Origin of the sequence: Sporotomaculum syntrophicum (assembly GCF_009932395.1) — a bacterium.
GTDB lineage: Bacteria > Bacillota > Desulfotomaculia > Desulfotomaculales > Desulfallaceae > Sporotomaculum > Sporotomaculum syntrophicum.
On sequence record NZ_LSRS01000007.1, the window covers coordinates 21257 to 42970 of the forward strand.

The 21714-nt window shown below is 45.6% G+C and carries 25 protein-coding genes and 1 riboswitch; of the genes, 3 read left to right on the forward strand and 22 right to left on the reverse strand.

Going from position 1 to position 21714, the window contains the following annotated elements:
• A partial coding sequence (locus SPSYN_RS13375; protein WP_161823000.1) for a transposase occupies nt 1-204 on the forward strand: 204 nt, incomplete at its 5' end.
• A 287-nt stretch (nt 205-491) separates the two neighbouring features.
• On the opposite strand, the gene thpR is transcribed toward SPSYN_RS13375, so the two are convergent.
• The 17 genes from thpR to yqfC form a co-directional block, all read right to left on the reverse strand.
• Nucleotides 492-1085 (reverse strand): RNA 2',3'-cyclic phosphodiesterase, encoded by a 594-nt coding sequence (gene thpR / locus SPSYN_RS13380; protein ID WP_161823001.1) that lies wholly within the window; start codon nt 1083-1085, stop codon nt 492-494.
• A 306-nt stretch (nt 1086-1391) separates the two neighbouring features.
• Nucleotides 1392-2249 (reverse strand): pyruvate, water dikinase regulatory protein, encoded by an 858-nt coding sequence (locus tag SPSYN_RS13385; RefSeq protein WP_243153059.1) that lies wholly within the window; start codon nt 2247-2249, stop codon nt 1392-1394.
• Nucleotides 2239-2880, reverse strand: coding sequence for a transcriptional regulator CcpN (ccpN, locus tag SPSYN_RS13390; RefSeq protein WP_161823002.1), 642 nt, complete (start codon nt 2878-2880; stop codon nt 2239-2241). Before ccpN ends, SPSYN_RS13385 begins: the two co-directional genes overlap by 11 nt.
• Before the next feature lie 194 nt (nt 2881-3074).
• A complete protein-coding gene (gene glyS, locus SPSYN_RS13395) occupies nt 3075-5168 on the reverse strand; it encodes a glycine--tRNA ligase subunit beta (RefSeq protein WP_161823003.1) in 2094 nt (697 codons plus the stop codon).
• 1 nt (nt 5169) lies between these two features.
• Nucleotides 5170-6048, reverse strand: a complete 879-nt coding sequence (gene glyQ, locus SPSYN_RS13400) for a glycine--tRNA ligase subunit alpha (protein ID WP_161823004.1) — start codon at nt 6046-6048, stop codon at nt 5170-5172.
• Between the two features lie 27 nt (nt 6049-6075).
• Entirely contained in the window at nt 6076-6258 is a 183-nt protein-coding gene (locus tag SPSYN_RS13405; RefSeq protein ID WP_161823005.1) for a hypothetical protein, read from the reverse strand.
• 157 nt (nt 6259-6415) lie between these two features.
• Complete coding sequence (locus SPSYN_RS13410) at nt 6416-6901, reverse strand: DUF4342 domain-containing protein (protein ID WP_161823006.1); 486 nt, start codon at nt 6899-6901, stop codon at nt 6416-6418.
• Between the two features lie 98 nt (nt 6902-6999).
• Entirely contained in the window at nt 7000-7761 is a 762-nt protein-coding gene (gene recO, locus SPSYN_RS13415; protein WP_161823007.1) for a DNA repair protein RecO, read from the reverse strand.
• Nucleotides 7762-7894: 133 nt separating this feature from the next.
• Nucleotides 7895-8869 carry a magnesium/cobalt transporter CorA gene (gene corA, locus SPSYN_RS13420; protein WP_161823008.1) on the reverse strand — a complete coding sequence of 325 codons (975 nt, stop codon included), beginning with the start codon at nt 8867-8869 and terminating at the stop codon, nt 7895-7897.
• Between the two features lie 147 nt (nt 8870-9016).
• Nucleotides 9017-9182: riboswitch (M-box (ykoK) riboswitch) on the reverse strand.
• Between the two features lie 57 nt (nt 9183-9239).
• Nucleotides 9240-10136, reverse strand: a complete 897-nt coding sequence (era, locus tag SPSYN_RS13425; RefSeq protein ID WP_161823009.1) for a GTPase Era — start codon at nt 10134-10136, stop codon at nt 9240-9242.
• A gap of 30 nt (nt 10137-10166) precedes the next feature.
• Nucleotides 10167-10559, reverse strand: a complete 393-nt coding sequence (locus tag SPSYN_RS13430; protein ID WP_161823010.1) for a cytidine deaminase — start codon at nt 10557-10559, stop codon at nt 10167-10169.
• Nucleotides 10560-10563: 4 nt separating this feature from the next.
• Nucleotides 10564-10923, reverse strand: a complete 360-nt coding sequence (locus SPSYN_RS13435) for a diacylglycerol kinase family protein (RefSeq protein WP_161823011.1) — start codon at nt 10921-10923, stop codon at nt 10564-10566.
• 29 nt (nt 10924-10952) lie between these two features.
• On the reverse strand, nt 10953-11429 hold the full coding sequence (ybeY, locus tag SPSYN_RS13440; RefSeq protein WP_161823068.1) for an rRNA maturation RNase YbeY: 477 nt from the start codon (nt 11427-11429) through the stop codon (nt 10953-10955).
• Between the two features lie 65 nt (nt 11430-11494).
• On the reverse strand, nt 11495-13678 hold the full coding sequence (locus SPSYN_RS13445) for an HD family phosphohydrolase (protein WP_161823012.1): 2184 nt from the start codon (nt 13676-13678) through the stop codon (nt 11495-11497).
• 5 nt (nt 13679-13683) lie between these two features.
• Nucleotides 13684-14667, reverse strand: coding sequence for a PhoH family protein (locus SPSYN_RS13450; RefSeq protein ID WP_161823069.1), 984 nt, complete (start codon nt 14665-14667; stop codon nt 13684-13686).
• 34 nt (nt 14668-14701) lie between these two features.
• Nucleotides 14702-15940 carry a sporulation protein YqfD gene (gene yqfD / locus SPSYN_RS13455; protein ID WP_161823013.1) on the reverse strand — a complete coding sequence of 413 codons (1239 nt, stop codon included), beginning with the start codon at nt 15938-15940 and terminating at the stop codon, nt 14702-14704.
• A gap of 12 nt (nt 15941-15952) precedes the next feature.
• Nucleotides 15953-16237: a sporulation protein YqfC gene (gene yqfC / locus SPSYN_RS13460; RefSeq protein ID WP_161823014.1), complete on the reverse strand. Its 285-nt coding sequence runs from the start codon at nt 16235-16237 to the stop codon at nt 15953-15955.
• A gap of 363 nt (nt 16238-16600) precedes the next feature.
• On the opposite strand from yqfC, the gene selD reads away from it, so the two are divergent.
• Nucleotides 16601-17644 carry a selenide, water dikinase SelD gene (gene selD / locus SPSYN_RS13465; protein WP_161823015.1) on the forward strand — a complete coding sequence of 348 codons (1044 nt, stop codon included), beginning with the start codon at nt 16601-16603 and terminating at the stop codon, nt 17642-17644.
• Nucleotides 17645-17671: 27 nt separating this feature from the next.
• Complete coding sequence (gene yedF / locus SPSYN_RS13470) at nt 17672-18295, forward strand: sulfurtransferase-like selenium metabolism protein YedF (protein WP_161823016.1); 624 nt, start codon at nt 17672-17674, stop codon at nt 18293-18295.
• A gap of 131 nt (nt 18296-18426) precedes the next feature.
• On the opposite strand, the gene SPSYN_RS13475 is transcribed toward yedF, so the two are convergent.
• From SPSYN_RS13475 to SPSYN_RS13495, 5 genes are all read right to left on the reverse strand, one after another.
• The gene (locus tag SPSYN_RS13475; RefSeq protein WP_161823017.1) at nt 18427-19107 is read right to left on the reverse strand and encodes a hypothetical protein; all 681 of its coding nucleotides are present in this window, start codon (nt 19105-19107) and stop codon (nt 18427-18429) included.
• A gap of 50 nt (nt 19108-19157) precedes the next feature.
• The gene (gene floA / locus SPSYN_RS13480; RefSeq protein ID WP_161823018.1) at nt 19158-20162 is read right to left on the reverse strand and encodes a flotillin-like protein FloA; all 1005 of its coding nucleotides are present in this window, start codon (nt 20160-20162) and stop codon (nt 19158-19160) included.
• A 132-nt stretch (nt 20163-20294) separates the two neighbouring features.
• On the reverse strand, nt 20295-20786 hold the full coding sequence (locus SPSYN_RS13485; protein WP_161823019.1) for an NfeD family protein: 492 nt from the start codon (nt 20784-20786) through the stop codon (nt 20295-20297).
• Between the two features lie 177 nt (nt 20787-20963).
• Nucleotides 20964-21158 carry a 30S ribosomal protein S21 gene (gene rpsU, locus SPSYN_RS13490; protein WP_161823020.1) on the reverse strand — a complete coding sequence of 65 codons (195 nt, stop codon included), beginning with the start codon at nt 21156-21158 and terminating at the stop codon, nt 20964-20966.
• Between the two features lie 120 nt (nt 21159-21278).
• Nucleotides 21279-21623 (reverse strand): histidine triad nucleotide-binding protein, encoded by a 345-nt coding sequence (locus SPSYN_RS13495; RefSeq protein ID WP_161823021.1) that lies wholly within the window; start codon nt 21621-21623, stop codon nt 21279-21281.
• Nucleotides 21624-21714 lie beyond the last annotated feature (91 nt).

Here is a 21714-nt window from a genome sequence, read left to right on the forward strand (position 1 = left end):
AGTAAGAACTGGACCAAAATATACAATAAACGTACATCCGTCGAGCGCTGCTTTGGTCGCCTTAAAGAATACCTGAGCCTAAAAAACTTAAATGTGCGAGGGTTCAAAAAAGTAAAAGCGCGTGTCTTATTATCATGTATTGCAATGTTATCCACAGCGATGGTTTCAGTATTTGAGCCCAAAGTTGTAAAGCAGGTAGCTTAGGCGATACTGGTATTTTAAAACTCTCTATAGCTCAAAGGGGTATTTTTGTCCATTTTTGATTATCCACAGTTATAAAATAGCATTTAGCATAGCAACTTACCATAACTGTGTTAAGTTAATGCGATTGCAGTTCTAAATTATGGCATTGAATTTTATGCTACAGAAATTATGCAAAATGCTTACTTAATATTATAAACTCAACCAATCAAAGGTGCCTGCAAAAATTTATAAAGTTTATGCAGTTTAATCGCATTTATGACTATAATACCGTATTAATACTAGCCGGGTTATTTACCAGCAGGTTTATTATGAGAGTCTAATTTTATTGAATTCAGTACCTGATAAACCGGCCCTTTGGGGGTTAACACACTTTTCATTAAATCAATAGTCGATACAGTTATACCGCTAACACCCCAATTTGAGCCAATTTCGTCAACCTTGCGTACTAACCCTTCGCTGCCCTGGGGTGTGCGCAAACGGCCAAGGGTTAAATGCGGAGCAAAGTTAGGTTTATCCAATGCCCAACCAAACGCAGCCAGGCATTCCTCCACCTGCTGGTGCAATAACCGGAACTTATCCACATCACCCCGTACCCCTACCCAGAGAACCCGAGGACGACGCGGATTGGGGAAGAAGCCAAGACCTCCCAAAGCCAGCTCAAAACTACCCGTACCAGCAGTTGCTTCAGCAACAGTGCTGATGATTTCACCAACCCGCATTTTATCAACAACACCTAAAAATTTTACAGTTAAATGCAGGTTTTGCTGCTCAACCCATTTAACATTTGCCGGTGTGCTTTTTAAATAAGCTTGTAAAACTGCCAATTTCCTTATTATCTCGAGTGGTAAATTTACAGCCCAAAAAAGACGTAACAGCTGCACCCGTTTTTCACCTGCCCAGACAATGATGTACTTTAAACTGTAAAATTAATTAGCTTAACTTCTATTTTCTCAATTTCCTGTCAGTCTACAAATATTTAATAAGACAGCCAGAAAACTGGGAGTACGCCATATTTTATATACTTTTGAAATAAAAGAAGGCTCGCTGGCCTTCATAATTATGAATTAATATACTGCGCAAAGTTACCCCTTTTTCACTATAGTCTGACAGCAGTCAAACGAAAGATGTGTATCTGGAAGAACAGACAGAGCACATAAATATACACATCAAGTTTTAGAGTACCCCTTCTATCTACCCAGCCTCTCTCCCTTATAATATATTTCCATTACCCGGCTGGCTGTTTCTTCCACAGCTTTATTGGTTACATCTATTATTGGGCAACCGGCTTTTTCCATTACCTTTTTTGCGTAATCCAGTTCTTTCAGTATACGTTCCATGCTGGCGTAATCAGCATGTGAAGTTAAACCCAGCGATTTTAGCCGCTCCTGCCTGATTTCATTAAGTTGACTAGGGCTGATAGTTAGTCCAATCACCTTGTGGTGGGGCAAGCTAAAAATTTCCTCTGGAGGGGCTACTTCCGGCACCAGCGGCACATTAGCCACCTTAATGCTCTTATGAGCTAAATACATACATAAAGGTGTCTTAGAAGTCCGGCTTACCCCAATAATCACCAGGTCAGCCCGCGTTATGCCCCGAGGATCTTTACCATCGTCGTATTTAACGGCAAATTCGATGGCCTCTACTTTACGAAAATATTCCTGGTCTATCTTACGCACCAGCCCCGGTTCTAACTTGGGTTGTCTACCCTCCAACTGGGTCAGGGCGTCCAGCGTTGGACCCATAATATCCACTGTTATAACGCCGTGCTTTTTCGCCTCTGCAGCTATTGTCTCCCTTAGTATGGGCAGTACCAGCGTATAAGCGATCAAACTATTGAAATGGCTGGCTTCCTCTACAATTTCCGGAATTTCAGATGTATCATTAACATAAGGTACCCGGCGGATCTCCACATTGCCTCCATTAAACTGGCTGGCCGCCGCCCTAACCACCAGTTCGGCCGTTTCACCTATGGAGTCCGAGATAATATAGACAACCGGTCTTGGTTTTACATCCGCGGATATGGATACCGCCTCCTTAATAACCACCTTCGCCTAACTCAACGAACAATCTAGTAACGTTAGTCTTGCTGAATCGACCCACAACTTCCAAATCTGTTTGACCTTCTTTTGCTTTAACTAGGCGCACTACTGGTAAAGCATCCACCTCATGGGCGATCAACCTGCGAGCAGCTTCCCAAACTGAAGTATCAGGTTCCACATAAATAATGTTGGGCATTCTGGTCATAATTACACCTACCGGCAGCTTGTGTATATCCTGCCCGCCAAGAGTGTTTTTAAGTAAATCCTTGCGGGAAATAACACCTTCCAGCAAGCCGCCTTCCCGCACAACAAACATGGTGCCCACATCTTCTATGAACATGGTGACCACAGCATCATATACTGTACACTGTTCAGGAACCACCACGGGTACTGATTTTACTTCGTTAATCGTTATTCGATGCAGTTTTTCAGCTAACTCCTGGCCTGGTTTTTTACCGCTATAAAAATAACCTACCCGGGGGCGGGCTTCCAGCATGCCGGACATAGTTAGAATGGCCATGTCGGGGCGCAAAGTAGCCCTGGTAAGACTAAGCCGTTCGGCTATTTGTTCACCAGTGATAGGACCTTCCTTTTTAACTATTTCGAGAATAGTTTCTTGTCTTTTGCTAAGTTCCATATCATCGCCCCTCGCAGAGCAAATACGCCATACCATTCGTTTACTCTGTTAATATATATATTAAATACGCAGATTAAATATCCTTTTACTAATAAGGGGTTTATTGTTAAATTATATCAACAAAGATCTGCTTGATGCAAACAAGGTTTAGCTATAGGATATATCAAAGTAATGATAAGCGGGAGCAGGCATACCTATTTATTAGGGACAACTATTTTACTCAAATCGGCTATGCTGCCTATGAAATCGGCAATCTTTTTTAACAAGGCTAAGCGGTTGTTTCTCACCCGTTCATCTTCCACCATCACCATCACATCACCGAAAAAGCTGTCCACAGGCTTCTGCAGCTTAGCAATCAGCGACAGCGCCGCACCATATGACCGGTCATTGATTAGTGCAGTAGCGGATAAGGATACCGTTTGGAAGGCTTGATAAAGCTCTCGCTCAGCTGCCGATTCAAACAAGACCGGCTCTACCTTGTCGTCATCTGCTTTCTTGGCAAGGTTATGTGCCCGGGTAAAGGCAGTTAGTAAAGCACCAAAAGCCGGTTCATACCGAAATTTTTCCAGTGCTTGCCCTCGTAGCCAGGCACCTGACAGTTCACCTATACCGGCGGCTAATACAGCTTCTACTGTATCGTATGCTAATCCCCGGTCAATAAACAAACCTCGCAGGCGCTGCCGAAAGAATTCCTCAAGTTCAACAGTCACCTGTTCCAACGACAGTATCATTTGCACCCGGCCAGCGTAACCGTTGTAAGCCTGTTCAATAATTTCTGGCATAGATAGCACCAAATTACCATCTAGAATGATGTTGCATATACCCAAGGCCTGGCGCCGCAGTGCATAGGGATCCTGTGAGCCAGTGGGCATAATGCCTAAGCCGTAGCAACCTACTATAGTATCGATTTTATCAGCAATGCTCAAAACCTTACCCGGTACCGTTATGGGTAGGTCATCGCCCGCAAAGCGGGGCAGGTAATGCTCGTAGACCGCCCGGGCAACAGATGATGACTCCCCCTGTCGCAAGGCATATTCCCGGCCCATTATCCCCTGCAGTTCAGGGAATTCGTATACCATATTAGTTAACAGGTCTGCTTTAGCCAGGTAAGCAGCGCGGGCAGTTTCCTCCTTTTCTTGCAGACTAGCACCCAGACGGTCAGCTAATAAATCAGCCAGGGCGCTAACCCGCTGCACTTTTTCATATACCGTACCCAGGCTTTCCTGGAACACCACTTTCTTTAGTCCTTCCACCCGGTCTGCCAGGCTTGTTTTGAGATCCTCCTGCCAGAAAAAAGCAGCGTCTGAAAGTCGAGCCCGCAGGACCTTTTCATTTCCGGCCCGGATGATATTGATGCTTTCCTCATCAGCTCCACTATTACTCACAGCAACAAATCGAGGCAACAACCTACCGTCAGCACCTCGTACCGGAAAATAACGCTGGTGCTCCCGCATAGGAGTAATTAATACTTCTTCGGGTAATTGCAAATAATCTTTATCAAAACTACCGCATAATGCAGTGGGGTATTCCACTATGTTAGTGACTTCATCCAGCAGTTCGTCGTCAATTTCCGTCGTTCCGCCCTCCCTGGCTGCGGCCTCGCTAATCTGCTGACGAATAATTTCTCGGCGTTCGTTTACCTCGACAATTACGTGTGCCCTGCGCACCAGCTCAAAGTATTCGCTGGCATCGTTAACGGTCAGTTTGCCACTGCTCAAAAAACGATGTCCATATGTATAGCGATCAGCCTCTAAACCGGCTAAATTCAAGGGCAGTACAGTATTACCGAAAAGGCATAGCAGCCAGCGAATCGGGCGGGCAAAACGCATCTCCAGCTCACCCCAGCGCATAGGCTTAGGGAAATGCAGTCCCCCGATCAATGCAGGGACAAGCTCTTGCAGCACATTAGCAGCTGGCCGGCCTGCTGCTTGTTTGATGGCAAAAACATATTCCACCGGACCTACCGATTTGCGCACCAATTCCTCCACGCCTACACTGTTGCTCTTGGCAAAACCCAGAGCTGCCCGGGTAGGCTCACCTGCGCTGTTAAAAGCCACCTTCACTGCCGGGCCTTTTACTTCTTGTTTTAAAGATTGCTGGCTGTCCTCTACAGCTTTGACGAAAACCGTAATTCGGCGGGGGGTGCCACAAGTGGTAATTTCCCCATAGCCCAGTCGGTTTTCCTGTAAAACTTGTCCGGTTAGTTCATGCAGTTGGGCAAGTGCCGGGTCCAAAAAACGAGCCGGCAGTTCCTCAACACCAATTTCCAATAAAAAGTCCCTGGGCATATCAAGCACCTTCTTTCTTTAACAGGGGATAGCCCAACTCTTGGCGTTGTTCCACATACTTCTGCGCACAAGTCCGGGCAAGATTCCGCACCCGGTGTATAAAGCCAGTCCTCTCGGTAACACTGATGGCACCGCGGGCATCCAGTAAATTAAAGGTGTGCGAACATTTTAAAACATAGTCATAAGCCGGCAGTACCAGCCCTTTGGCCGCTACCCGCATCGACTCGCGCTCGTACATATCAAATAGTTTAAACAACATGGCAGTGTCCGCTTCTTCAAAGTTATAGTGGGAATGCTCCACTTCACCACGGTGATGCACGTCACCATAGTTGACGCCCTCCACCCACTGGATATCATACACACTATCCTTTTCCTGTATATACATGGCCAATCGTTCCAAACCATAAGTAATCTCCGCGCTAACCGGCCGGCAATCGATCCCACCGCATTGCTGGAAATAGGTAAACTGAGTGATCTCCATACCGTCTAGCCAGACTTCCCAGCCCAATCCCCAGGCACCTAGAGTAGGAGACTCCCAGTTATCCTCAACAAACCGGATATCATGTTTACGCGGGTCAATCCCGATGGCTTGCAGGCTATTTAGATAAATGTCCACCACATCATCCGGTGACGGTTTTAAAATCACCTGGTACTGGTAATAGTGCTGTAGCCGGTTGGGGTTTTCACCATACCGGCCGTCTGTGGGCCGCCGGGAGGGTTCTACATAGGCCACCCGCCAGGGTTCAGGCCCCAGGGCTCGCAAAAATGTAGCAGGGTTCATCGTACCTGCTCCCTTTTCTACATCATAAGGCTGCTGAATAATGCATCTTTGCTTGGCCCAGAACGTATTCAAAGCTAAAATTAATTCTTGAAAGTTCAAAATGCAACCAACCTCCCATTGAATAAATCAGGCATTTCTATTTAAAAATATGAAAACCCCCCGGCCCGGCATTAAGCCAGGGACGGGAGGCATTTCCCGCGGTTCCACCCTGATTGACCACCCGTACAGGCAGCCCTCTCTTCGTGGGCAGGCTTTACTCACCGACTGCATTAACCGGCTTTCCTCCTGCGGCTCGGGAACCCCTTTCACCAAAACACGCCACCGGTTTGCACCAACCACCGATTCTCTGTACACGTCATTATGGTTAATCTTTCCTTCATTGCCCTCAATAAAGAATTATTTTAATAAATTTATCAAATTTAGTCTTCAATGTCAAATAAATAAGTTTACATTAGCATATAAGAATTTATTGCATGGGAGGATTTTTATATAAAAAAGCATCATTGGGGTCAGCTTGTTTGGGCTGATCTACTTCTTTTTTAGGCCGATGTTCTATCTCCAAAGAGTAATTCTTAGCCATCGCGGTAGCCGTACCAAGCGCCCCCAATATAGCCAGTTCACTGCTGGCAAGCGCAGCCAGCACACCTAGCGCCCCCATTGTGGCGGGCATTTCAAATACAGTGCGTTCACCTTGCTTAACCTTGATCCTGGTATCCTGCCCCCGCTGCAGCACCGACTTAATTTGCTCCATGATATCCTGGGCCCGGCCTTGCACCTTTTCGGTAAATTCTTGTTGTTCCATGGTCCCAATAAAAGACCGGTCCGTCTCCTCCAACTTGATTAATGCTTCAATTACATCACCACCAGTTTCATCAAGAGCCTTTTTGGCTTCTCGGTAGCTAACACCGGTTCTGTTTCTAATTAAATCGATTTTTTCCAGATCAATGCTCATGAATAGTTCCCCCTTATCTTGCTAGTTTAAAGCTTAGATTAATTTATCCAATTACTCGGAAAATGATACTAGCTGGGGTAACCTTTCTATTAGTTATACTATTTAATTACCGGATTAAAACAATTTAGTTTGTCCATAAACTGGAGGGAACGAGATCTTTTTTCCATGTGCCATTGTAAATATTCATGCATGATGGTACTCATTTGGGCACGGGACGACCGGGCTACGCGTAATCTATCGATTTTATCTATTTCCCAACTCAATAAGGTATGCATTATTGCCACTGTGCCCCTATTGCATGTAATATACTCTTCACCGGCAGCACAGTTGAAACAAATAAGGCCACCGGCCTGGGTACTAAATCTTACCATGGGACCGTTCAACTCACCGCCGCAGTCTACACAGCCATTAAGGTATGGTAAATAGCCCAGTAGAGCCATTAGTCGAAGCTCAAACCAGCGTGTTACCAATTCCGGATCCACTGTTTTATCCAACTCCCGAAGGGTTTTAATAATGTGGATAAAAACTGCTTCATTGGGATCTCCTTCTACAGTCAAAGCATCCACCAGTTCAGCCATATGCCCGGCATACAGCAGCTTATCCAAATCCGTCCATAACCCGGGAAAAAATTCTATCCCTTCACACTGGCTGACGCTATCCAAATCCCGCCCCTGCCGAAGCATGAATTCCGAAACAGCAAAGGGTTGCACCGCCCCCCGTTTGCGGCTGGTTGGTTTGGTCACCCCGTGGGCCACCACCTGGATTTTACCCCGTTCCTTCGAAAACAGGGTTATAACGCGATGGGCGTCCCGCATCTCTCGCGAATTGAGCACCACTGCCAGAACTTTGTAGAGTTTCATGTTTTCCTCCCAACTACCATAGCGCTAGTTTAGAGTTTATCATAAAAATTATACCATGCCACTTGAGCATGCACTGTTTAGGCTTGCCTTAAAATAAATAATAAAGACCCTCCTAAGAGAGTCTATTAAATTGTTATATCCATTTTTTCATTTTAAACACGAGAAACATCCAACCCGTCACTCCCATCAGTCCACCAGTAATAGCCACGGTGGACCAGATACTTTCTTGTTCGGGTAACGGCACGTTCATGCCAAAAAATCCGGTAACAAAGGTCAGGGGCATAAAAATAAATGATATAACAGCAAGTACACGAATGGATTCGTTGGTTCGGGCAGTTATAATGGAATAATACGTCTCCAAGGCGCCATCCAGCAAATCCCGAAAGCCTTCAATGGAGTCAACAATACGCTCGATATGATCCACCAGGTCCAGGTAGTACGGTTCACTTTCTTTGGAAATCTGAAATACGAACTGTCCGTTGAGACCGGAAAACATCCTTTTTTGCGGCAAGATAGCCCTGCGCATGGAAAGAATCGTCCTTTTCAAGGCCATAAATTCCTCAGTAATTTCCTTGTTAGTCTGCTCGTACAGCTGGTCCTCAAGCTCATCCACACGCTGGTCGATACGATCCAGAATCGGGAAATACTCGTCGGTGATACCATCCAGGATGTGGTACAAAAACATATCGGAGCCTTGATTCATATACTTGGTCCGGTTAGACAGACATTCTCTGGCCATACGGCCAAGGGTAGGCAGCGTTCTGCGGTGCACAGTTACTACATAATTGGAGCTCAAAAAAACACTGAGCTGCTCCAACGTGATTTCCTCATCACTATCTTCCTTATAACGCAAAGCATGCAGCATAAAAAAATAATATTTATCGTAAGCGTCTACTTTGGCCCGGGGACTCATATGCAAGCAGTCTTCCACCGCTAGGTAGTGAAAATTAAATACTTGGGCTAAATAGTTGAGCTCGCGTTCATTACTAAAGTCGTATAAATCCACCCAGAGCAAATCATCTTCATGCTGTATTAAATCCTTTTGAGCCAAATCTACATCATGAACTAACTGTTTCCGGGTGGCATCATAGAAATACGTTTTGATCATGCGGGTCACCTCCACGGAAGTTATTTAATTTTATATCATTTGGAACAGCCAAACCTCGTCGGTGAGGAGATTCTTCCATGCAGGTTACCCCCTTTCGTCAAACAATTTAAAAGGTCTTCAAAAATTATGAAGACCAATAATAGCATCCGCCTTCTCCACTCGTGCAAGTTTTAGCTCTATACAGCTAGAGAGTAATCTCAGCCACATTAAGTAAAACCTTAATTCGGTAATACCTGTTAACCCATTCCTGTCTCTCGACATTTCTGGGCAGTGGCCTGTGTCTGTATAGTAGCCTCACCTAACGAAGAACGTTATTTAGTTATTATGCCACTTACATATTATTACTTTCATTTATTATTGTCAAAGTGATTTATTCCTCCAGTAAGCCAAAATTACGCATATCGATATCTCTGTTGCGCCAGTCCTTTTTCACCTTGACTCTTATATCCAGAAAAATTCGTGAGCCAAGTAGTATTTCGATCTCCTTGCGAGCTTGTTGGCCTACTTCTTTAAGCATCTTACCGTCCTTGCCAATTAATATCCCCTTTTGGCTTTCCCGCTCTGTATAAATAACTGCCCTCACTGCCACCAGATCCTCCGACCTTTGTTCAACCGCTTCCACAACCACCGCCACGGAATGCGGCACCTCCTGACTGGTCAGGTGTAACACCTTTTCCCTGATCAGCTCGGCCATAATAAACCGCTCCGGCCTGTCTACCACTATATCACAAGGATAATATTGAGGCCCTTTAGGTAAATATCCAATAATTACCTGACGGAGATACTCTATATTTTCCCCGGTAAGCGCCGAAACAGGTACTATCTCAGCAAAATTACGGGCCTGCTGGAAAGTCGCCATAATGGGCATCAAATCAGCCGGCTTAACCAGGTCAATTTTGTTAATGGCCAGCAGCACTGGACTGTTTACTTTTCGTAACTGTTCCAGCATGTATAAATCGCCCGGACCAGGCATAGCTGCTTCCACCAGCAACAGCACCACGTCTACTTCTCGCAAGGTATTTAACGCTGTTCCCACCATATGTTCACCTAATTTATGTTTGGGCTTATGGATACCCGGGGTATCAATGAACACAACCTGATAATCTAAACCGGTAAGCACGCATTGAATTTTATGCCGAGTTGTTTGAGGTTTATTGGACATAATGGTTAATTTCTGGCCGAGCATGCTATTCAATAAGGTGGATTTACCGACATTGGTTCGTCCTACAATAGTAACGAAACCTGATTTAAAAACTTGATCCTGCATATGTAATCTTTACCGTTCCTTTCATAATCCTTAAGTATGGTCTTTAAGCGAAAAAGCTATGGGTAACAGTTCAGCAACGGTAGTCTCTTGATAAGCACCATACCGGTTAGCCAGGTATACTTTAGTATCACCGCCAAATTCAGCAAGCACCTGACGGCAAGCTCCGCATGGACTGCAGTATTCCTCGGTACCACACACCACAGCCAGGGCGATGAATTCCCGTTCCCCCCGGGCTACGGCGTTAAACAACGCAACTCGTTCAGCGCACACTGTAAGCCCATAGGATGAGTTTTCCACATTACACCCAGTATATACTTCGCCACTATTGGCCAACAATGCTGCCCCTACGGCAAAACCTGAATAGGGAACATAAGCGTTTTGCCTGGCCCTCATGGCCAGCGCAATCAATTCTTCCGGTACCATTAAATCACCTCAGCAAGCCCTCCAAACGAGGCCAGATTAGTAAATACGCCACCGCCAGCGAGTTTAAGGCAGTAACCAGCACGGCACCCGCAGCCACGTCTTTGGCTATTTTGGCCAGCCGGTGCTGTTCCGGGGACACCAGATCCACCACTGCTTCTAAAGCAGTGTTAAACATCTCCGCAGCCAACACCATAAATATCGTGATGGCAAGCACAGCCAGCTCTGCCGGCGGCATTTTTAAAAACAGGCTGACGGCAGTCACCAGAACCGCCGCCAGCAGGTGAATTTTCATGTTCAGCTGTGTTTTTACCGTATAGGCAATACCACTTAAAGCCCATTGAAAACTGCGCATTAGGCGTAGCACCCTTAATCACCTCCAGCTTTACCAGGTGGTTAATTCTCCCTTATCAGGGAAGCAGAGAGGCACGCCCGGGTTAATATGTTTTCCTCTTGTTCGCGCATCTTTTGTTTGTCCGTCAAGGTCTGGTGATCATAACCCAATAAGTGAAGTACCCCGTGTACCGTTAAATAAGCCACTTCCCTGTTAAAGCTGTGGCCATATTCTTCTGCCTGCCGCTGGGCAGTTTCCATGGAGACTACCACATCACCCAGCAGTTGCTCCTCTTCAAATCCGGGCATGTCAGGTCCCTCCTGCATAGCAAAGCTTAACACATCCGTGGGTCCGTCAATACCTCGATACTGCTGGTTGAGGAGAGACATATATGCATCGTCCACAAACACCAAGCTTACTTCAGCATTTTCAGGTATATCATGCTCGCCAAGTGCTTTCTCTACCACCCGGATGAGCATTTCCTCCAGTTTGCTTTCAACTGGTACCTTCTCCTGCAAGTTGCTTACAAGTACCGGCACGTTATTCATGCTCCTTTCTATTTGCCTGGTCATGACAAGAACCCTGAAGTTACCTTATAACGGTATCAACCGGTACCTTTTCCGGCAAGTTGTTTACGTGTACCGAAACGTTTATTCTCTCTGCGTTCTATTTCCTTGGTCATATCCGGGTACTCTATCCTATTATGAAAAATTCCCGATAGCACTCGGATAAATGAGTTGGCAATAATATTCAAGTCCTTCATGGTTAGGTCACATTCAGCCAACTGCCCGTCCATGAGCTTGTCCTTGATGATTTTATGGACTAAACCCTCCACCCGGCCGGGGGTACGGTTTTGCATGGCGCGGGTTGCTGCCTCTATAGCATCGGCCAGCATAACAATGGCTGCTTCTTTAGTCTGTGGCTTGGGACCTTCGTACCTAAAATCATCCTCAGTAATACTTTCATTTTTATTATTCTCCATGGCTTTTTGATAAAAGAAACTGCACATGCTTTGGCCGTGATGCTGTTCAATTATTTCAATAATTCCTTGAGGCAATTTATGCTCGCGGGCCAACTCCACCCCGTCCTTGACATGCGAAGTTAATATCAATGTGCTGAGGGTAGGCGCAATTTTTTCATGGGGGTTTTCCCCCCCAATCTGGTTTTCAATAAAGAAGAATGGCCGTTTCACTTTGCCAATATCATGATAGTAGGCCGCCACCCTCACCAATAGTGTGTCTCCACCCACTGCATCGGCAGCTGCTTCCGACAGGTTACCTACCAGCAAACTATGGTGATAGGTGCCTGGCGCTTCGATTTGCAGGCGTCGCAGCAGCGGGTTGCCCGGATTGGACAGTTCCAGCAAGCGCAATGATGACGTAATACCAAAAACACTTTCCAGGTAGGGGATAGCACCGTTAGTTAATATAGATGATAATAGGCCATTGACCGTACCCAATACCATACTTGAGGTAAGCAGGAGTCCAATAGGCGTATCCCCAACCAACCCTACAGCAAATATAGCCGCCACATTAGCCGCCCCGGAATAAAAGCCCGCCCTGGCCATATCACCCCGCTGACTAAGCTTGCTCACCCCGTAAACCCCGGCAAAACCGCCGATAAAACCTACAACAGCAAACCTTATCTGGCCGCCAGTCATCAAGCCCAGCAAAAAACTGATCATGGCCACTACCAATACGGCCAGCCGAGAATCCAGCAAAATAGCAATTAGCATTCCCGCTGTTGCTACGGGGGCAACATAAGCCAGGAGAGCCCCAAATTCAGGCCACTGGGTGATATTTATGGCAATTATTGCCTTAGATACACCCAGTACACCCAAAACTATAATACCCATCAAATATAAATAGCCAGGATGGGTATATATTTCCCGATTCTGCTGGTAAAGGTAAAAAAGCACCACCGACATTAACAAAATTACCAGCAAAGCAGAACCTACTATTGAAGAAACCGGCAGAATAGGACGTGAGAGTCCCAGCGCCTCTAGCTTAGCAATATGTTCCTCGGTAACGATTTCCCCCACACCAATAATTTTTTCCCCTTCTTTAATGGTTACCATCATAGGGGGTACAGTCTCTCTAGCCGCTTCCTGTAAGCGTTGGGTTTTCTCAATGTCTAAAAATTTATTAGGTCGTAAATAATAGCGCACCATTTCCGATGCCAGAGTTTTATATGCGCTACTAAGCTGTAAATTATTAATTTCACCAACCAGCGAGTTTGTTACATCTCTTGTATTCTCTTGGGTTACTCCATCCATGTCTTCCATTGCCCGGTTAATCATTGAAGTTAAACTGTTTTTTACCCGCTCCAAGCTGTTTGGATCAGGCTTAACCAGTGCATCCAAAACATCTGATGTTAAGGTGAAGGGTAATTCATCTTTAAAATATGCTAATTTCTCGTTATCATTAAGCTCAGGATTAGCTTGTATGTCAGCTATGACACTTATTAGCGTTGATATATTTTGCTGTACATCCACGCTCACCCGCGGGTCGGTTATATATTGTTGTTCCACCTGATTAGCCGCTAAATTTCTGGCTTCCTCGGTTTTTACCTTATCCTGAAAGGTAACATTTCGCGGGGCAAAAACGTTGGTAGGCGAAACCTGCCCAACCACCAGATTAACCTGCTGGGGCATAAACTCTACGGATAAAATTAACGTCAGCAGCACAAAAAACAAACAAGCAGCCAGACCCCGGCGCACTTTGCGCTGGCCTGCCAACCGGCTGAAGCTATCCGTAAGTTTTTCCTTTACCGTACCCAGAGGGAGCATTTACATCACACCTCAGTCTTTTCCGCCAAAGCACCTTTTTCCTCATAGGCCCGGACAATTTTTTGTACCAGGGGGTGTCTGACAATATCCTCACCGGTGAAGTGATGGAAGCCTATCCCCACAATACCATCCAACACCCGGCGGGCATGAACCAAACCCGATTGCTGTCCCCTGGGCAGATCCACCTGGGTCTCGTCACCGGTAATCACCGCCCGGGAGCCGAAACCCAGCCGGGTGAGAAACATTTTCATTTGCTCGGGGGTAGTGTTTTGCGCTTCGTCCAAAATAACAAAGGAGTCATCCAGCGTTCTGCCCCGCATATAAGCAAGAGGCGCAATTTCAATTACCTGTCGTTCCAAATATTTTTGAGTATTATCAACACCCAATACATCATAAAGGCTGTCATAAAGGGGCCGCAGGTAGGGATCCACCTTTTCCTGTAAATCACCGGGCAAAAAACCTAGTTTTTCACCCGCCTCCACCGCCGGTCTGGTCAGCACAATTCTGTTCACCGTCCGGTTACGCAGCGATCTCACGGCCATTACCACCGCCAGGTAAGTCTTTCCCGTACCAGCCGGTCCCAAAGCAAATACTATATCCTGCTTGTGCAGTTTATCTATGTATTGCTGCTGTCCTACCGTTTTAGGTTTAATTTTTTTGCCTCGGGCTGTAACCAAGACCACATCCTTAGCCAGACCGGCCAGCGCCTCATCATTACCAGAATTCACGGACTTTAAAGCGTAATTAATTTCGTGCCTAGATATTCTATTGCCGGCTTGATAATAAGTTTGTAACTGTTCAACAATTTTCCGTGTTTTTTGAACCTGTTCCTGCTGTCCCATGATGACCAACTCCTCACCCCGAGCCACCATTTTCACACCCAGTGAGTTCTCCAGCAAGGACATGTTCTCATCATGTTTACCAAAAATTTCTGCAGCAGCGCCAAGATCATCAATAATCATTCTAGTCTCTATTAGTTGAGTTTGCATCTTTTCCGTCAACTATGTTATAACCTCCTCCATCTTATTGATGGGGTTTTTCTACACCTATTTCCTCCAACGTTTCCACCGTAAGCCGAACCCTGACGATATCCTCTTCATTTGCCGTTTTAACTTCCCGCAGGTCAGTATGCAATATCTTCACGTGCTCAGGCATTTGTGAACGCAATTTTTCCAGCGCCTGTTCTCCAGCTAGACGAAGAGCCTCAGTCCGGTTAAATTCATGATAACAAATTCTCTGTTCTGTATATTTGATCGTTATAACTTCGACGGGTATAACTATATTCCTCCATGAAGGTAACCTTTTCACCTCAGCATACTCAATATAGTTTGTATACGGCACCTGCCGGGGGCCCATTAAAATTATTTCCTTACTCCCGATTTTCATGCAAAGTTTGGTAATTTGCTGCCCAGTAGGATGTTTTTCTTGTTCTCGTAATTTCACTTCCTCGTAGCCATCATACCAGATGCGAGCACGGACAATGCCGCGAGCGTGTACGAACTGCACCTGCTGCTGCAACTCGTCCTCTTCAACGACATCTGGGATCTTTTTATCATTTTCTTCATCTTCAGGAGGAGGTATTGCCGCTGATATTAAAACTTGCCCGGCAGTAACGGTATCTCCTTCCTTAACCAGAGGATGGCCAGATAAAACCAGAATCTCTTTAATTAGCCCGTCCTTTTTGGCCACTAAATCCACTATCTGGGCACCGTTATCGGGCGGCAGCACCTTTTCCACCACCTCGATTTCGAGCCTTGTCCCATCTACAGTCACACCAACCCAAGCCAGTCCGCTCAACTGCTGTATAATAGTTTTTTCCAGCTCAGCTGTGTCAACAGACCACTTAGGTACACCACGGTGGACCCCGACCTGCCGGACAACCGCGATAATCTTATCATCACTGATTGATTTATTGCCTTGAATATCAATAAACCAAATAAATGATGATAATGCGTATAACACAATAATAAAAAATAATGCCCCGCCCAGTAGTGCCTTCCGGTGCAGCAACTGGTTAATAAAGAAAGGCACTCCAGAGCGTTTAATAATGTGGAAACGACAACGGGTCATGCGGGCTATATGACGTAAAGGAGGCACATCTCTTAAACGCACCTTAAGAGCAACCTGGTTATCAATTGAATTAGTGATTTCCCAAAGATAAATCCTCCGGGTGGTCGCAATGTTGACAAACTTCTCCAGACATTCCTCAGGGAGCGTAATAGTCACATAACCACATAGAAAGTTTAAAAGCTTGAAAAACATTTTTCAGCCCCCTTAACTTAAAAAAACAAGACCGGAGATTTTCCCTTCAACGCAAATCTCATCAGGTAAAATATTACGCAGGGTCAGGTTTTCACCGGTCACCTCAATAATCTTGTCGCTGACTACCACTCGCACCAGATTAGGGTTATATTCTTGAATACCGCGATGATTTTCAATAAACACTTGTAGGTTGCCAACCAATACAATTTTAGGCAAATCCAGCATAATATCACCGGGCAAATCCATATAATCGGAAAGCTGCCGCTTAACCTTGTTTTTTAGATCCTTCCAGGCCATAAAAATCCCTCCTTGCCACTAATTTTATGCGACCTGGAGGGGAAAAATAACGCTCTTATGGTTAAATATCCCAATAAATTTATTTTCATTTCCTCAAAAAAAGCTGGTGCTCTTTTATATTCAGTGGAGCATCCTTTATCACCTCGGCTGAGATACCGCCATAAAACGGGAATTTTCATTAATCACCGTCATAGGTAATAAATAATCTTTCTATTGAATGATATATCCATTTAAATTTTTTATGATTCTAACAAAGGAATTGATAAATAGAAGCAGAAGTAATCGACTGATATACACTAATTTTGGTTGCTATTTTTATGAGAGGCAAGTGACATGCTATAGGGAAAGGAGGCCGACTGAATTATGAATGAACAAAAAATAAAGCTCACCAGCCTAGCTAAGACATCAGGGTGAGCAGCTAAAATAGGGCCTCAGACCCTGTCGCAGGTACTGCGACACTTACCTGTAGCAGAAGACTCTAACCTGCTGGTAGGGCTAAATACTTCTGATGATGCTGCAGTATACCGCCTGAATGACTACCAGGCTTTAATACAAACCGTTGATTTTTTTACTCCAATGGTTAACGATCCTTACCTGTTCGGCCAAATTGCCGCAGCCAATGCCTTGAGTGACGTTTATGCTATGGGTGGCCAACCGCTATTGGCCATGAATATAGTATGCTTTCCTGATTGTCTGCCTATCGCTATATTGGGAGAGATTTTGAGAGGTGGAGCCGATAAAGTGGCAGAGGCAGGCTGTATTATTGCCGGGGGACACTCAGTACGAGATGATGAACCCAAATACGGGCTGGCGGTCGCGGGCTTGGTGCCACCAGGGAGGATTATCTCCAACGCGACCGCCCGGCCAGGCGACAAGATGGTGTTAACTAAACCTCTGGGCACAGGGATTATTAATACCGCCATTAAGGCTGACCTGCTGTCCACTCATGCTTTCGAACGAGCAGTTCAATGTATGTCTGCACTAAATAAAAAAGCATCAGCTGCTATGCAACATTATGAGGCCAGTGCCTGTACAGATATCACCGGCTTTGGCCTGCTGGGGCATGCCGCCGAAATAGCTGAGGCGAGTCAAGTCAGCCTCGAGATTTGTTTTTCCGCTATACCACTGTTGCCAGAAGTTTTGGAGATGGCTCGCATGGGGCTCATACCGGCTGGCGCTTATAATAATAAAGAGCACTTGGGTGACAAGGTAACCTTTGACAACTCACTCAGGCTGGAAGAACAAATGATCCTATATGACCCCCAGACTTCAGGGGGACTACTGATAGTCATAGCCGAGGCAAATGCGGACAGGCTGGTAGTTAATCTTAGAGAGCAAGGGGTGCCATCGGCTGTGATAGGCCGGGTATTACCGAACCAACAGGAGTTAATTCAGGTAATAAAATAGTTATTCAAGAACTAAGGAGGTAAAATTGTGAGTTATAAATTAGTTGACTGCCGCGGGCTGGCCTGCCCACATCCGGTAATCAACACTAAAAAAGCATTGGAGGAAGCAGGTGTCGACACCATCACCGTCATTGTAGATAACGATGTCGCCCGGCAAAACGTAACATTATTTGCCCAAAATGCAGGTCACCATGTTAACGAAGAGCAAAAAGACGGTTTTTACCATTTGACCATCACCCGCAATGATACTTCGCCAGTAGCTCGAACCAGTGCATGTACTGCTGAATTTTCTGCGGCTACTGGCACACCCGCTGGTGGATCGGTTTATTTTATTACCTCCAACGAACTAGGTCAGGGTTCGCCAGATTTAGGAGAAGTATTAATTAAAAGCTTGTTCACTACACTGACAGCCATGGCTGACCCGCCAGTAGCGTTATTGTTTCTAAACACAGGAGTTTATTTAACCTGTGAGGGTTCTCCTGTTCAGGAGCAGCTGGAGAAATTACACGCCGCAGGTACCACCGTGCTTACCTGTGGCACCTGCCTGGAATATTATCATCTAAAGGATAAACTGTTATTGGGTAATATCTCCAACATGCTGGAAATCAATAACTGGCTGTCCGGGCAATACAAAGTTATTACCATTGCCTAACTCAGCTTGGCCGTAAGAGCAGGTGAAGACAACTCTCTCCTGCTCTTTCATTAAAATAATTCATCGTATACTTGGTTATTGTTTGAGCAATAGAAAATATGCGGCATGTATAACAGTGTCGGCACCAATGATTACTGCTTTGCATCCTGTTCACTAGTATGACAGGCACTGCTATAAACTCGGGCTGCATAACCCGGTCTTTTTTTAACTTTACCACCACGTGAGTTTAATACTTCACCAATGATTATGCTTCCCACCAGGGCATTTTTATTACGTAATGCGGCAGCCAGCGGGTTGCTGGCATTAAGTTTTGCACCCTGTCTTGGCGCACTCATCTCCACCTCTTTTATTAAAGCAGTTGGCCTGTTATCCTGTTCACTCAATTCTAATGGCAAGTCAATGACAGTTTGTTCCCACTGCCGTTGCGGGGTCCGCACCTCCTCTTCATACTCACACTGCGGCTGTGGCTTACCCCCAGCACCGGCAGAACCCTCATGCTCCCACGGTGCAGTAGACGGGCCGTCCTCATCCTGCGAAGAGGTTTCCCATGGACCTTTAACCGGTCTGTCTCCACCCTGCGGTACTCTATCCCACGGGCCAGACAACGGCCTGTCTTCACTCCGAGGCAATCTATTCCATGGGCCGGACAGCGGCCTATCTTCACTGTTTGAGGATACATAATTCACACGTGGCTGATCCATATCCCCCGGTGGGCGGAAAATAGTATTTTCCAGCAGGTTACAACTATGCCGTCTTTTAATTTGACTAATCATTACATAGGCGATAAGCAAGATAACCAGAGTTGTCGTCATAAACTGACCCCCTAAAAACCTTTGGCGTCTTAATTATGGTTCTTCACAAGTTACCTGGTATGATGTTCGTTACGTCCCTTATCTTCTTTATCGTCACCCATTTTAGCTATATTCTGCCGCATACCGGTGTCAGCCAGTACATTTTGCATGTTGTAATAGTCCATCACACCCAGATTACCCTGCCGAAGCGCATCGGCCATTGCTCTCGGCACCTCTGCCTCAGCCTCGACCACCTTGGCCCGCATTTCTTCTACGGCCGCTCTCATTTCCTGCTCCCGGGCTACCGCCATGGCACGCCGTTCCTCGGCTTTAGCCTGGGCAATGTTTTTATCCGCCTCGGCCTGATCTATTTGCAGTTTAGCACCGATATTCCGGCCTACATCCACATCGGCGATATCAATGGACAGTATTTCAAAAGCGGTACCTGCATCAAGCCCTTTTTCCAGCACTGTGCGAGAAATGGAATCAGGATTCTCCAGCACTTCTTTATGGTTATCCATAGAACCCACGGTGGATACCACACCCTCACCTACTCGAGCCAAAACGGTTTCTTCGCCGGCGCCACCCACCAACCGGTCAATATTAGCTCTCACCGTCACACGGGCCATTACCTTAACTTCAATACCGTCTTTGGCCACCGCCGATACCAAGGGTGTTTGAATTACCTTGGGATTAACGCTCATTTGCACTGCCTCAAGAACATTACGGCCAGCCAGGTCAATAGCCGCCGCCCTTTCAAATGGCAAGTTAATATTAGCGCGCTCCGAAGCAATCAGCGCATCAACCACCCGGTCTACATTCCCGCCTGCCAGGTAATGGGCTTCTAATTGATCAACAGATATATCCAGCCCTGCTTTATAGGCCTTAACCAGCGGGTTAACAATGTTGGCCGGAGGTACCCGGCGCAAACGCATACCGATAAGAGTAATAATTCCCACCCGCACACCTGCAGCCAGGGCAGAAATCCAAAGTCCTACCGGAATAAAACTAAATACAACCACCACGGCAAGCACAACCAGAATGACTGAAATTAAGAAAGATATACCGGCAAACATAAAATACCCCCTTCTAATTATTCTTTTCCACAAAAAATAACAAGATTATCATTGATTATTGTATATTGTTGCCTAATGAGGTTTTTCCCATAACTACCACTGTTATACAGAAACCTTTATATTTAACTGCATCTATTCCAGCGCTCGGACTACGATCCGAATGCTTTCTACACGCACCACTTTAATCTTAGCCCCGGCAGGGATAAATCCACCCTCACTTACCACATCCAGGCGCTCCCCACCCACTTCAGCAACCCCAGATGGGCGCAGTGGGGTCAATGTTATGCCCTCCTGGCCAGTAAAATCTACCAATTCATCCCTGGATGATCGGTATCCTTCATCATTTAGTTGCCTTTTACTCAGGGTAAGTCGCTGCCATAAATTAAACCTTGACATCAGCTTAATGCCCAATATAAACACTAACATACTGACTATTAAGCCAATTACCAAGGATTTAAAGGTTATACTAATATCTACACTCAACAGCACAATACCCCAGGCAATTAATACAACACCCGCTACCCCAGCAACGCCGAAACCCGCCATAAACACTTCCAGCAAAAGACCTAAAATACCCAGCAAAAGAGCTAATGCTGCCAACCACGGAATCAATTCTGGTGACAATCGAAATCCACCTCCATTTTTTGGCATTCAATAATTTTTAGTTCAACAAATATTTATATGGTTTTAGTTAAAATATAGTCATTAAATGTTTAGGTGGATACTCAAATGCCCGGCGCTATCCGGCACCGGGCAAAGGTATTGTTTGTTAGAAACGACTTAAGTTCTTTTATACAATATTTATTTAAAGGATTTCGAAAATTTAGACTTGCGCTTGCGAGCAGCTTCAGATTTTTTCTTTCTTTTTACGCTGGGCTTTTCATAATGTTCATGTTTTCTGGCTTCAGCGAGAACGCCTGCCTTTTGACAGGTGCGTTTAAAACGCCGGAGGGCACTGTCCAGGGTTTCATTCTTGCCTACTTTAACTTCTGCCACTGACTCTTCCCTCCCCTCCGCTTGAACCATAAAGCTTGTTCTAAAATCAAGCTGAAAAACAACTCCTAAATAAAAATTATCACACCAAAATATTATACAATACGCCTTTCAGGTAGTCAATTACCCTGGCGGCCATTGAAACGGTCTACCAGCTAAAAAATGATAATGGAGATGCCACACCACCTGACCAGCATCTTTCTTGCAATTGGCAACGAGCCTAAATCCCCGTTCTGTCAATCCCATATCCTTAGCCACATTGACCACGGCTAGTTGCAAATCACCGAGAATGTGACTGTCCTCCGGTTGCAGATCAAAAAATGTAGGTATATGCTTCTTGGGTATAAATAAAAGGTGGGTCGGGGCAATCGGTTGAATATCCTTGAATGCCAAGACTTGGTCATCCTCGTAAACAATATCCGCCGGGATTTCCCTATTGATTATTTTACAAAATATGCAATCCTGCACCTTCTTCCACCTCCTCCCTGAAGAACCTTAACCTTACAGTGATTCATAACCCGCTATAACATTTCAACATGTTATAATTAAATCCTGCTTA